This window comes from Terrabacter sp. P5_B1 (assembly GCF_056400505.1).
In genome coordinates this window covers 1-12,616 of the sequence record NZ_JBFULD010000004.1, presented here as the reverse complement: position 1 = coordinate 12,616, position 12,616 = coordinate 1, and the positions used below count along the sequence as shown (strand labels likewise).

At 67.7% G+C, this 12,616-nt stretch carries 10 protein-coding genes; 7 read left to right on the top strand and 3 right to left on the bottom strand.

Annotation, left to right across the window (positions count from 1 at the left end):
* Positions 1-51 precede the first annotated feature (51 nt).
* The 3 genes from AC1DP0_RS00735 (at position 52) to AC1DP0_RS00725 (ending at position 4,525) form a co-directional block, all read left to right on the top strand.
* The gene (locus AC1DP0_RS00735; protein ID WP_478081849.1) at positions 52-726 is read left to right on the top strand and encodes a TMEM175 family protein; all 675 of its coding nucleotides are present in this window, start codon (positions 52-54) and stop codon (positions 724-726) included.
* Between the two features lie 203 nt (positions 727-929).
* Entirely contained in the window at positions 930-1,835 is a 906-nt protein-coding gene (gene iolE, locus AC1DP0_RS00730) for a myo-inosose-2 dehydratase (RefSeq protein ID WP_478081847.1), read from the top strand.
* Between the two features lie 2 nt (positions 1,836-1,837).
* Positions 1,838-4,525 carry an MGH1-like glycoside hydrolase domain-containing protein gene (locus AC1DP0_RS00725; RefSeq protein ID WP_478081844.1) on the top strand — a complete coding sequence of 896 codons (2,688 nt, stop codon included), beginning with the start codon at positions 1,838-1,840 and terminating at the stop codon, positions 4,523-4,525.
* Here the strand turns inward: AC1DP0_RS00725 and AC1DP0_RS00720 are convergent.
* On the bottom strand, positions 4,518-6,008 hold the full coding sequence (locus AC1DP0_RS00720; protein ID WP_478081842.1) for an alpha-amylase family glycosyl hydrolase: 1,491 nt from the start codon (positions 6,006-6,008) through the stop codon (positions 4,518-4,520). The two genes, AC1DP0_RS00725 and AC1DP0_RS00720, sit on opposite strands and share 8 nt — an antisense overlap.
* Before the next feature lie 134 nt (positions 6,009-6,142).
* Between AC1DP0_RS00720 and AC1DP0_RS00715 the strand changes: the two genes are divergently transcribed.
* The 3 genes from AC1DP0_RS00715 to AC1DP0_RS00705 are packed head-to-tail and all read left to right on the top strand — an operon-like array spanning position 6,143 to position 9,545.
* Entirely contained in the window at positions 6,143-7,999 is a 1,857-nt protein-coding gene (locus tag AC1DP0_RS00715) for a GMC family oxidoreductase (RefSeq protein ID WP_478081839.1), read from the top strand.
* Between the two features lie 3 nt (positions 8,000-8,002).
* Positions 8,003-9,070, top strand: a complete 1,068-nt coding sequence (locus AC1DP0_RS00710; protein ID WP_478081837.1) for a ferritin-like domain-containing protein — start codon at positions 8,003-8,005, stop codon at positions 9,068-9,070.
* Position 9,071: 1 nt separating this feature from the next.
* Entirely contained in the window at positions 9,072-9,545 is a 474-nt protein-coding gene (locus AC1DP0_RS00705) for a hypothetical protein (RefSeq protein WP_478081835.1), read from the top strand.
* A 1,116-nt stretch (positions 9,546-10,661) separates the two neighbouring features.
* On the opposite strand, the gene AC1DP0_RS00700 is transcribed toward AC1DP0_RS00705, so the two are convergent.
* A complete protein-coding gene (locus AC1DP0_RS00700; protein ID WP_478081833.1) occupies positions 10,662-11,162 on the bottom strand; it encodes an ANTAR domain-containing protein in 501 nt (166 codons plus the stop codon).
* Positions 11,163-11,580: 418 nt separating this feature from the next.
* On the opposite strand from AC1DP0_RS00700, the gene AC1DP0_RS00695 reads away from it, so the two are divergent.
* Positions 11,581-12,012, top strand: a complete 432-nt coding sequence (locus AC1DP0_RS00695; protein ID WP_478081831.1) for an ester cyclase — start codon at positions 11,581-11,583, stop codon at positions 12,010-12,012.
* A 306-nt stretch (positions 12,013-12,318) separates the two neighbouring features.
* Here AC1DP0_RS00695 and AC1DP0_RS00690 read toward each other — a convergent pair.
* On the bottom strand, positions 12,319-12,616 hold a 298-nt coding region (locus AC1DP0_RS00690), incomplete at its 5' end, for a hypothetical protein (RefSeq protein WP_478081829.1).

Genomic DNA, 12,616 nt, shown 5'->3' with positions numbered 1-12,616 from the left:
CACGCGAGCCTCCGCACCCGGTGGTGAATCCTTCGGAGAGAGGCACCGAGCATGGCGGCGGAAAGCACCAAGGGCCACGGAGAGGCGATCCTCGAACGTCCGGCTCGGCGGGGCGCGGACCCGGGGGAGCGCCAGCGCGACCTCGAGCGGTTCCTGACGTTCCTCGACGCGGTCGTCGCGATCGCCCTCACGCTGCTCGTGCTGCCCCTCGTGGAGATCGCGGGGGGTGAGTCCGAGCTCTCGCTCGACGCGTTGTTCCACGAACACACGGAGCAGATCTTCAACTTCCTCCTGAGCTTCCTGGTGATCGCGTTGCTGTGGTTCGCCCAGCACGACATCGTGCGCTCGGTCATCGTCCAGGACCGCATCGTCACCCGCGCTCTCATGGGGTGGGCGTTGACGGTGGTGGTGCTACCGGTGCCGACCGCCCTCGTCGCGGGGTCACACGAGGGGGACAAGACCGAGGTGCTCTACATCGGCACCATGGCGCTGAGCAGCCTGTGCCTGACCGTCGCGGCCTGGCGGGTCGCGAGGACCCCGTCGATCCGTGACGACGGGGCGCCGCCCGAGGTGACGGAATCGGTCACCTCGTTCGTGATTCTCGTCGTCGCGACCGTGCTGTCCCTGGTCATCCCCGGCGCCGGCTATCTGCCGCTCCTGCTTCTCCTGCTCAGCGAACGCATATCGGCTGTCGTCAGGTCGCGACGTCGCCGCCGCCGAGCATAGGCCGCCAGCGAATTCGACATTTTTGTCCGACTTTCTCCGGTTGCGTCCATATGCCATACCGGCGCATCTAGGGTGAGGACCCTACCGAGCGTCGGGCGCACCTCCGCGCGCCGACCGCATCGTTGGGGTTGAGCCTGGCGGGGACATTGCCGCGTCGCAGTGACCAACGACATGCAGAGACAGACTCCGAGAGGAAATCCCCCGTGTTCCCAGCTGGATCAGTGCGTGTTGCCGCGGTGCCGAATGCCTGGGTGAATGATGATCTGCCCGAGCTCGGCAAAGGCACGTCGTTCGAGCAGATCATCAGCGAGATGGCCCTCGCGGGCTACGAGGGCAGTGAGCTCGGCAGCACCTATCCGACCGATCCCGAGGTCCTGAGCGCGGCGCTCGGCGCTCGCGGGCTCGCGCCCTCGGGCGGGTGGGTGTCCACGTGGTTCGCCTCGAAGGGCGGCGCCTACGAGCAGACCCTCGACGCGTTCCGCGAGAAGATCCCCTTCTTCACCGCCATCGGTCTGCAGGACGTCTATGTCGCGGAGGTGACCGGGGCCGTCCACCAGCAGCCCGTACCGGCACTGGCCAACCGTCCTGTCTTCACCGACGCGCAGTGGGCGGCGCTCACCAGTGGCCTGCACGACATGGCCACGATCGCCGCCGAGCACGGGCTCCGGATCAACTACCACCACCACACCGGCACCGGGGTTCAGTCCGCCGAGGACATCGACATGCTGATGGCGGAGACCGTGGCGGGGGAGACCTGGCTGCTGCTGGACACCGCCCACCTGCTCGTGGGCGGGGGAGACCCGATGGCCGTCCTTCGCAGGCACGAGGGCCGCATCGGGCACGTGCACCTGAAGAACCTCCGTATGCCCGTGCTCGAGCGGATGCGGCACGAGTCCCTCAGCTTCTGGGACGCCCTGCGCGCGGGCATCTTCACGGTGCCCGGGGACCCCGAAGGGTGCCTCGACTTCGCACCCTTGCTGCGTCAGCTGGCCGACGACCGTTGGGGCGGCTGGCTCGTCGTGGAGGCGGAGCAGGACCCTGCGGCGGCGCCCCCTCTGGAGGCCTTCACCCTCGCTCGCCGTCACATCACCGAGCTGACGGGTCTCTAGACGTGGCAACGGCGGAGGAGCAGCGACTGAGCGACGCCAACACGGCTGGGGTGCCGTGGCGGCGGTGGGGGCCCTACCTCTCGGACCGGCAGTGGGGAACGGTGCGCGAGGACACCTCGAGCGGTGGGGACGCCTGGAACTCCTTCCCCCACGACCACGCGCGGTCCCGCGCCTATGCGTGGGGTGAGGACGGCCTGCTCGGCATCAGTGACGACACGCAGCGGCTGTGCTTCGGTCTTGCCGTCTGGAACGAGGCCGACCCCATCGTCAAGGAGCGGCTCTTCGGCCTGACGAACAGCGAGGGCAACCACGGCGAGGACGTCAAGGAGTACTACTTCTACCAGGACTCGACGCCGACCCACTCCTGGATGCGCGCGCTCTACAAGTACCCGCACGCCTCCTTCCCCTACGAGGACCTGCTGCGGACCAACGCAGAGCGTGGCAGGGACGGCGCGGAGTACGAGCTCGTCGACACCGGAGTCTTCGAGGACGACCGCTACTTCGACGTCGAGGTCGTCTACGCGAAGGCGGGACCGGAGGACCTGCTGATCCGTGTCACCGCCACCAACCGTGGCCCCGAGCCCGCCGCCCTCCAGCTGCTCCCGACGCTGTGGCTGCGCAACACCTGGGGTGACGACCCCGAGGCTCCCCGTCCTCGGCTGACAACGGACCTGTCGCGCCGACGGGTAAAGGTGGACTGTCCCGAGCTGGGCCCCTACGCGCTGGCGTGGGAGGACGACGTCGACGTCCTCGCCACCGAGAACGAGACGAACTGGGCGAGGATCGCCGGAGGCGACAACGCCACGCGCTTCGTCAAGGACGGCATCAACGACGCCGTCGTGCAGGGCCGCCTGGACGCAGTGAACCCGGAGCTCAGCGGGACCAAGATCGCGCTGCGTCTGCGGGAGCTCGTCGGGGCGGGCGACTCCGTGACGATGCAGCTCCGGTTGTCGGCGGCTCTGCCGGACGCCGCCTTCGGCGTCGACGCCGACGCGATCATGGTGCGGCGCCGTGAGGAGGCCGACGACTTCTACGCCTCCATCACGCCTCCCTCGACCTCGGCCGACGGTGCGATGGTCATGAGGCAGGCGTTGGCCGGCATGCTCTGGTCCAAGCAGTTCTACTGCTACGACCTCGATCGATGGCTGAGCCAGCGCAACGTGCACCCGTTGCGCGACGAAGCGGGACTCGACCACCGCAACGCCAGGTGGTTCCACATGGTCTGCGGCGACATCATCTCCATGCCCGACTGCTGGGAATACCCCTGGTTCGCCGCCTGGGACCTCGCGTTCCACACCGTGACGCTGGCCATGGTCGACACGGTCTTCGCCCGGGACCAGCTGCAGCTGCTCCTCGGTGAGCACTACCTTCACCCGTCAGGCCAGATCCCGGCATACGAGTGGAACTTCTCCGACGTGAACCCGCCCGTCCACGCCCTCGCGACCCTGTTCAGCCACCAGCAGGCGGTGGACACGGGCGCCGAGGACGACCACGACTTCCTTCGCGACATGTTCAACAAGCTCACCCTGAACTTCACGTGGTGGGTCAACCGCAAGGACGTCAACGGCGCGAACGCCTTCGAGGGCGGCTTCCTGGGGCTCGACAACATCGCCGTGTTCGACCGTAGCGCGGCCCAGCTCCCGACCGGTGGCAGGCTCGAGCAGGCCGACGGCACGGCCTGGATGGCGTTGTACTGCCAGAGCATGCTGGAGCTCGCGCTCGAGCTGGCGAAGTCGGACGACCAGTACGAGCCGATGGTCCTGAAGTTCCTCGAGCACTTCCTCTACATCTCGGCCGCGATCGAGCGCGGTGACGGGATGTGGGACGAGGAGGACGGCTTCTTCTACGACGAGCTGAGGAGCCCGGATGGCTCCGGGCAGCGGCTACGGGTGCGCTCCATGGTGGGGCTGATCCCGCTCTGCGCGGTGACCGTCGTGCCCGGCGCTGCCTTCGAGCTGGTGCGCGAGCGCCTGGAGGAGTTCATGGGTCGCCACCCCGACCTGCTCGCCCAGCTCTCGGACCCGCTCGCCCCGGGGGTGGCCGACCGCAGGCTCCTGTCGTTGCTCAACGAGGACCGACTGCGGAGCGTGCTGTCCTACCTCCTCGACGAGGACGAGTTCCTCAGCCCCCACGGGATTCGGGCACTCTCGCGGTACCACCTCGACTCCCCGTTCTCCATGGAGGTCGACGGACAGACGTTCGGGGTGGGGTACCTCCCGGCCGAGTCGGACAGCGGCATGTTCGGTGGGAACTCCAACTGGCGCGGCCCCGTGTGGATGCCGGTGAACTTCATGATCATCCGGGCTCTGTTGCAGTACTACCTCTTCTACGGCGACGCGTTCACCGTCGAGATGCCCACCGGGTCGGGCAAGCAGCGCACGCTGTTCGAGGTGGCGCACGAGCTGTCCGACCGCCTCGTCTCCATCTTCCTGCGCGACGGCGACGGGCGCCGAGCGGTCTTCGGTGGGGTGGAGCTCTTCCAGAACGACGAGCACTGGCGCGACAACGTGCTCTTCTACGAGTACTTCCACGGAGACAACGGTGCTGGCATCGGCGCATCGCACCAGACCGGCTGGACGGGCCTGGTGGCAAAGCTCATCCAGCTCTTCGGGACCCTCGACGCGGCCACCGTGCTTGCCGACGAGCGAACGCATCCCACCACGACCATGTTCCGGCGAGGTGTCAGCTGATCTCGAACACGTTGTAGCCGTGGGCCGGCAGGTCGAGGAAGAGGCCGTTGGCGGCCATGTCGGCGACGTCGCGGTCGTATGCCGTCCCCTCGCTCAGCCGGTCGGTCAACCTCGCCAGCGGCGAGGCCCACGGGACGTCCGTCAGCACGACTCGCGCCTGGGCCTGGCCGCCGCTCAGATTGGCGACGACCAGCCACCGCAGCGGGTCCCCCGGTCCGCGTGACCACCCGAAGACGAGGTATGCCTCGTGCGTCGGGTTGCCCGACCATGCGGGCGCGGTGTCCAGCAGCTGCCAGCGGCCGTCCCGGAGCACCGGGTCGGTCAGGACCTGAAGCAGCCGGTCATACAGCTCCTTGACGACGGGGTCGGCCTCCTCCGTCGGCCGCCGGCGGAGGTGGAGTGGGGCCTTCGTGCGACGTCCGACGAGCTGACCCTCGTGGAAGAACCGCAGACCGGTGACGAGGTAGGTGACGACGGCGGCGGCACCGTGCACGTCGGCTTCGCCGAAAGTGGCTGCCGCGCGAGGTTCGTCGTGGTTCTCCAGGAACCGTGCCGAGCGCCGCTGGAACTCAGCAGCTGCGGCGAGGTGCCCACGTGTGCCCGCGACGTCCCCGTCGCGGAGGCGGTCGTAGAGCCTCTTGTCGTAGGTGTAGTCGAACCCGTGCTGCTGCAGCTGCCACTCGAGGTCCCAGTACACCTCGGCGATCATCATGAAGTCGGGGTGCTGGGCCCGCACCTCGGTGATGGCCGCGGGCCAGAACTGCTCGTCGACCGGCGGCGTCCCGTCGACCGGGAGGGAGCGATCGCCCCAGGTCCTCAGGAACACCTCCGGTTCCAGCAGCATCGCCATGTCGCACCGCACTCCGTCACAGCGTTCTGCCACCTGCTTCAGCTGCGCGAGCATTGCTGCACGCAGGTCGGGGTGGCGGTAGTTGAGCTGGGCGGTGTCGGGCCATCCGTCGAAGTAGGGGTCCCGGCCGTGGGCGATGACGTGGTCACCGACTCTGAAGTAGTTCTGTGGTTCGTCACGCAGGTCGGTCTCGGAACCCCCGACATAGCGGTGCGGCGCGTCCGTGAGCCACGCGTGGTCGATCGCAGAGTGGTTCGGCACGAAGTCGAGCAGCAGCTTCAGGCCGCGGTGGGCGAGCCTCTCGCGCAACCGCGCCAGGGCCTCGTCGCCCCCGAAGTCGGAGTGCGTCACGTAGTCCAGGATCGCGAACGGTGAACCGACCACGTCCTCCACGGTGAAGTCCGGCAGTGCCGCGTGATACTCCGCTAGCCACTCGGCGTTGGTGGCGGAGACCTGGCGCCCCGCCTCGCCCGTCTGCCAGACACCGAGCATCCAGACCCAGTCGAAGCCTCGGGCCGAGATCTCGTCGAGGAACGGGTCTGTCACGTCGTCGAGAGTTGCGGACCTGCCCAGCTCGAGACCGCGCTCGTGGAGCGCCACACGCGTATTCACCTGATACATGAGCGGGTTCACGTGTTCTCCTCTGATTTCGACCTAAATATGTCAATATGTGACCGTACTCGTTGCCGGTCATGTCCAGCCGACGATTCGTGGGGTTTCACACCCGCGCCATCCACCCCGGAGTACGACTCGTCGAGAGGCCCACCGTGCCCAATGAGATCGACCACGCCGCAGCGGCGAAGACCCAGTACGACGTGCTCGTCGTCGGCTCAGGCGTGAGCGGTGCGGTGATCGCCCGCTCCCTGGCAGAGCGCGACCTCCGCGTGCTCGTGGTCGAGGCAGGACCCGGCGACGAGCTCTCCTCGGCCGAGTACGGGACGCACCTGACGAGGTTCTACGGCGCCGCGGCCAAGGACAACAACTCCGCGTACGAGGTCAACCCCAACGCGCCGATGCCGCGCTCCCCGGATGTCCGCCGACTGCAGGCCGGGGCCCCGGACTCCACGAGCTACCTGGTCCAGAAGGGCCCGTACGAGATGGACAGCACCTACACCCGGGTGCTCGGCGGCACCACCATGCACTGGGAGGGCAAGGCCATGCGCATGCTCCCCGAGGACTTCCAGATGCGCAGCCGCTTCGGCCAGGGCCGCGACTGGCCCATCGGCTACGACGACCTCGAGCCGGACTACCGACGGGCCGAGCGCGAGCTCGGGGTGTCCGCCGACGTGGCGGACCAGAGCTTCTACGGCGTCACCTTCCCGCCGGGCTACGAGTTCCCGATGCACGGACTCCCGCAGTCCTACCTCGACAAGCTGCTGGCGCGTGACCTCGACGGCACGAAGGTGAAACTCGGCGACACAACCTGCACCATCTCGATCCGGCCGACCGCACAGGCGCGCAACGGCATCCCCAATCCCGCCTACGACGGTGGCAAGGGATACGTGCCCGTCGGGGCGGTGAGCACGCACCAGATCGACCAGGGCGACCGCTGCCAGGGCAACATGAACTGCGTCCCACTGTGCCCCGTGCAGGCGAAGTACAACGCACGCAAGACGCTCTCGTTCGGCCTGCGAACCGGTCGCGTCGACATCCTGACGCAGACGGTCGTCTCGCGGGTCCACGTCGACGAGGACGGCCAGGTCAGCCGCGTCGAGTACAAGGCGTACGGCTCCACGGCCTCACCTGAGCACGTCACCGGGTCTCTCCGCGCCAAAACCTACGTGCTGGCCGCCAACCCGGTCGAGAACGCTCGGCTGATGCTGGCCTCGGGGCTTCCCGGCAGCAGTGGACAGATCGGGCGCAACCTGATGGACCACGCATACCTGCTCACCTGGGCGACCCTGCCCGAGATTGCCGGAACGATGCGTGGGGCCCAGTGCACGTCCGGCATCGAGGACTTCCGCTCGGGCGACTTCCGGAGCAGGCACGCCGCGATGCGCGTGAGCGTCCACAACGACGGCTGGTCATGGCCCACCGGCGCCCCCTACGCCGACCTGATCGAGCTCGTCGACGACGCCAACGCCTACGGGGCGACACTGCGCCGGGGCCTGGTGGATCGCATCTCGCGCCAGCTGATGCTCTCGTTCATGATCGACCTGCCCCCGGAGCCGAGCAACCGCATCACGGTCGACGGGCGCTACATCGATGCGCTCGGCAACCCGCGGCCCGTACTCTCCTACTCGTTGCCTGACTACACGATGGACGCCGTCGCGGCCAGCCGGCGCATCTCGCGTCGACTGTTCCAGCGACTCGGTGCTGAGGACCGTACGCACTACGACCCGCTCGACCCCGGCTTCGTGTCGCACGAGGGGGAGGGGTACATCATTCGCGGCGGCAACCACTGGGCCGGCACGCACATCATGGGTTCGTCGAGCCACGACTCCGTCGTCGACAGCTACCAGCGGTCGTGGGACCACCAGAATCTGTACCTCGCTGGGTCCGGGAGTATGCCGAGCATCGGAAGCTCCAACACCACCCTGACGTTGGCGGCGCTGTCCTTCCGAACCGCCGACCACATCGTGTCCCAGCTGGCCACCCGTCCCTCCATCACGATCGCGAGCTGAGCCATGGCCCTCCACCGCATTGCCACCGTCGAGGACTTGCGCGACCATCTGCAAGTCGCCTTGCAGCTCGAGCACGCCACTATCCCGCCGTACCTCACGGCCCTGTACTCCCTCCACCCGACGACAAACGCTGATGCCTACCAAATCATCCGCGTCGTGGTGGTCGAGGAGATGCTCCACCTGACGCTGGCCGCCAACTTGCTCAACGCCGTGGGCGGAACTCCTCGCCTGGACGACGACGGATTCGTGCCGGTCTACCCGGCTCACCTGCCTGACGGTGAGGAGGACTTCGAGATCGGTACTCGCGCCTTCTCTCGCGAGACGGTCCAGAGTTTCCTCAACATCGAGCGCTCCGGCGAGGCCACCGACGAGCGCTTCGTACCGCGCGACAAATCTCCCCGTGCCATCCTTCCCACGGTCGCCGCTCCGGGGGAGGAGGAGCTCCACTTCTTCAGCATCGGCGAGTTCTATGCGGAGATCGGGGAAGGACTGCAGCGCCTGCATGCCGAGATGGGTCCCGACCTTTTCTGCGGTGACCCGTCGCGCCAGGTCAGCGCTCAGTACTACTACTCGGGAGGCGGCGGGCTGGTCGAGGTCACAGACGCGGCGTCGGCTGCAAGGGCGATGCGGGTCATCAGTGAGCAAGGTGAGGGCCTGGGTGGTGGCATCTTCGACGAGGAAGGTGAGCTCGCCCACTACTTCCGGTTCGAGCAGCTGCTGCTCGGGCGCTACTACCAGCCCGGAGACGAGCCGGGCAGTCCCTCCGGTCCGACTCTCGACGTCGACTGGGAGGCCGTCTACCCCGTCATGCCTGACGCGGACTTCCGGCACTACACCGAATCTGGTGAGCTGCAGGACGCCGTGACAGCGTTCAGCGTGGCATACGGCATGTTCCTGACGCGACTGACGGAGGCGTTCAACGGGCAGCCCGACCTGCTCGTACCGGCGGTCGTGGATATGTTCCACATCAAAGAGCTTGTCTCCCGGATCATCCGCAACCCCATGCCCGAGCAGGCCGGGGTGAATGCCGCCCCGGTCTTCCGTGGGCCGGCCCTGGTGGAGGTGTCCTGACATGACCAACGATGTGCGTGAGGCTTTCCTCAGCCTGTCATCCATCCTCACCGGCTACTCGAAGTTCCGGTTGTCCGGCACCGGGCAGTCCGACAACTACTTCGCTGCCACGTGTGAGGCGGTCGGGGCCGACGTCGTCGCAGAGCTCGTTGCGGCCTTCGGCGAGGTACAAGGCGAGGCAGCCGGCGACGAGTCGGTCCTGGACCGCGGGATGCGGCTTCGAATTCTCAGCGACGACAAGTTGGGTCCGATCACGCGCAACATCACCAAGATGTGGTTCGTGGGCACGTGGTACGAGCTCCCCCAGGAGTGGCGTGACCTGTATGCGACCGGTGAAGCGGTCTCAACGCACGTGGTGTCGCCCGGGTCGTACACCGAAGGGCTGCTCTGGCCCACGATCGGCGCGAACCCGCCCGGCGCCAAGGGACAGGGATTCGCCAGCTGGACGGGGCCACCGACCATCGAAGAGGTCTAAAGGCTGGGCGCCTGACGTGGTTGCGCCACCGCAGTCGAAATCCGGCGAAGAGCTGCCGCCCGGGAAGGCAGGGAAGAGGTCGATCGGGGTTCAGGCCGGCGTCCGATCGGCCGAACGTCCGTGGTGGACGTCGTGTGTTCGTGAGGAACTCGTGGGGAAGTTCCGGTAGGTAATGCGTCGATGCTGGCCAGCGAATTGCATTGCCGGGACTGTAAATCCGTCGCGAAAGCTACGCAGGTTGGAATCCTTCACCTGCCACCCAGTGCTCGGAAGGGCCTCTGACCAGCGGAAACGCGGGTTTGAGGCCCTTCTGTTGTCTGTGCTCGGTGTCCGGCTGAGGGGGGCCGTCAGCGGTTTCACACGGGTGCCCGTACAGAACCGGTGGGAAGTTTCAAGATCGCCGCGAGGACTGGCAGCCCCGACCACGCCCTACTGACTTCCTAGCGGGCTCCACGCGACGTCGGGAGGAGTCGTCCTGACGCCCACTCCCGATGGGTAGACCCCCAACAACACGTTCACGCGGGCGTCACTGCTGCATAACGAGATCCAGCCGGGTGAGCCTCCGCGGCATTGAGAACCCCTGCGGGTCCCAAACCGGCCCCCGACCTGCGCGGGTCCCGGGAGTGCCCATGAACCCACCCCAAGCCCTCCGTCGTTGCGTCGGTGTCCACCGTCCTTGTTCTCCTGCTGGACGTTGCCGCCTGTTCGGCTCATGGCGCGGACGGGGGTTCCTCAACGTCCCGGGCCAGCCTGCCCACCCAGTCGACGACCCAGTCCACCGATCAGCCGGCAACCGGCTCGATGACCTCCATCCCCGAGCAGACCACGACCGCCGCCCGCGTAGCCCCCTCTGCCGGCCGTGAGCGCCCGCAAGATCTCTACCCGGCGCTGCGAGTGCGTGCGACGGCGAGCAGCACATCCTGAACATCGGGCCGCTGCCCAGCAAACTGGCCCTACCCGCGCTGACCGGCGACGCCACGAGCGGTCCGAGCGGCTACGCCATCCTCGTCGAGCACTGACCCGCGAGGCCAAACCGACCGCTCCGGGCACCACGAGAACCCTGGAACGACCCTCTTGCCCGAGCTTCCATTCGGACCAAGCGCGTGTGAGGGGTCCTTATTGGCGGGGCGGCAGTCCGGGCGCGTGGCCCGTCAGGACGACCTCTTCGGCCACGAGCCGCAACTTCCGGTTGCTGTGCTGGCTCGCCATCTTCAGGAGCTCGAAGGCCCTGACGTCGCTGACGCGGTAGAGGGTCATGACGATTCCCGTGGCGGCACCGATCACTCGAGCGGTTTGCAGAGCGATCTCGAGGTGCGCCGCCTGCGCACTGCTGATGAGCCCTTCGGCCTGCAGTTCGGCGATCATCGCCTCGTGGACGTCGAGTCGGCCCTCGACGTCTGCGATACTGCGACGGTCGTCCCGTGAACGCACTGCTTGCGCGTCCGCCCGGCCTTCGGCCTCGTCGGCTCGGGTTGCGCTGTCATCAGCCCGCAGCTCAGCCTTGTCGGCGCGGGATTCGCTGGCGGAAGCCCGCTGGTCGGCGGCGTCGGCCCGGGCACGCAAATCGTCGATCTGTCCCTGCAGGTCGGCGTTGCCGTCGGGCTGATCCGCATCCATGGGGAACAACCTAAGTCACCGTGCGCGACAGCGGGCGGTTCAGGCTCGACCAACGACCCCGGGAGCCACGGCACCCACAGAGCCATCGTCCTTCCTCGGCGCCCAGCTCGCCTCCTCGGTCGCGGCCGGCTCCGGCAGGCCGTGCTTCCGACCGGCCCTGGCGTGGTCCTCCAGGCCAGGCAGCAAGCGTCCTAACGTCTGACACGGCCACGACTACTCGTTGTCGGCCACTACCGGCGCACTTCGCGCGCTGGCGCAGGACCTGCCTGCCGGGCGGCACGCCCGGATAGGTCCCTGACTGGACCGTGGGGCGGTGTCCTCGCGCTGCCAGCGGTGCCCTGTCGGGGAACAGCACGGCTGATGTCTCCCGCGCGAGTAGATTGATGAACCTTCCGGCTGCGGAGTGGGGATGAGGTCAATGTCCACCGACGACAACAAGCGGGTTGTTTCAGAGTTCGTTCGACGTTGTCAGGATCAGCATGACCTTGCTTACGCCGATGAGGCCTTCCATCCCGGGTTCGTGAACCACTACCGGCCTGAGGGGAGGGCCGTGCCGAGCACGGAGCGGCCTGCGGGCGGGTTCCAAGCCTTCTACGGGCAACTGCTGCAGGCGTTCCCGGATGCGCGCATGGAGATCAACGACCAGATCGGCGAGGGCGACCTGGTCAGCACCCGGAAGACGTTGCGCGGTACGCATCGCGGCGAGCTTTGGGGCATGGCGCCGTCCGGGAACCATGTCGAGTTCGAGTTCATCGACATCTTCCGAATTGTCGACGGCCTGTTGATGGAGCACTGGACGTCCATGGACCTTGGCGCCTTGAAGAGCCAGATGCAGATGCCGAGCGAGTAGGAACCCCGAGGCGCCCCGGCGGCGGGTGGAGCGTCGGCTTGGGGCGGAACGGAACGTCGACGCCGAACTGGTCCTCGCCCTCGGCGGTCCGCCCGCGCGATGGGCCGTCGCAGGGGAGCCTTCGGGGCCGCCGTACTGGTTGAGGGTCTGGGCGCTGCGCGGGCTGCTTGGGCCTGGGACGAGGCGGCGCTTCCGCCCTTTCGGGCCCTCCGCCGAACGCCTTTCCCTGCCGCGCTGATGGGCACAGCGCCCGTGGTCCGCACGTGGCCTGTCCGGGCTCGGTGAGAGCTCGCGACGACCCGCGGGTCATCGCAGCCGGGAAGGCGCAGGTGGCGAGCCAGCTCGAGTCCTGCCGGTGAGCAGCGTGACCGCGGCGAGGACGCACAGTGCGGTGCCGCCGATGGCGGGCGCCGAGGCCCACGTGGCCGTGCCGATCCCGGCGTCGGACTGGAAGCCGGTGCCCACCTCGAGCACCAGCAGGTAGGCGGCGGCCGAGACGTTGGCGGCCGCCGCGAGCACGGCCCCCCAGGCGCGACGGGTCCACAGCAGGACGCCGGAGACGATGAACGCCGGCGCGAGCACGCCGAGGTCGAGGGCGTAGACG

Bases quoted from the DNA above. Each gene is read 5' to 3' on its own strand.
- AC1DP0_RS00735 (WP_478081849.1), top strand. From the start codon at position 52: ATGGCGGCGGAAAGCACCAAGGGCCACGGAGAGGCGATCCTCGAACGT.
- AC1DP0_RS00710 (WP_478081837.1), top strand. From the start codon at position 8,003: ATGGCCCTCCACCGCATTGCCACCGTCGAGGACTTGCGCGACCATCTG.
- AC1DP0_RS00705 (WP_478081835.1), top strand. From the start codon at position 9,072: ATGACCAACGATGTGCGTGAGGCTTTCCTCAGCCTGTCATCCATCCTC.
- AC1DP0_RS00700 (WP_478081833.1), bottom strand. From the start codon at position 11,162: ATGGATGCGGATCAGCCCGACGGCAACGCCGACCTGCAGGGACAGATC.
- AC1DP0_RS00695 (WP_478081831.1), top strand. From the start codon at position 11,581: ATGTCCACCGACGACAACAAGCGGGTTGTTTCAGAGTTCGTTCGACGT.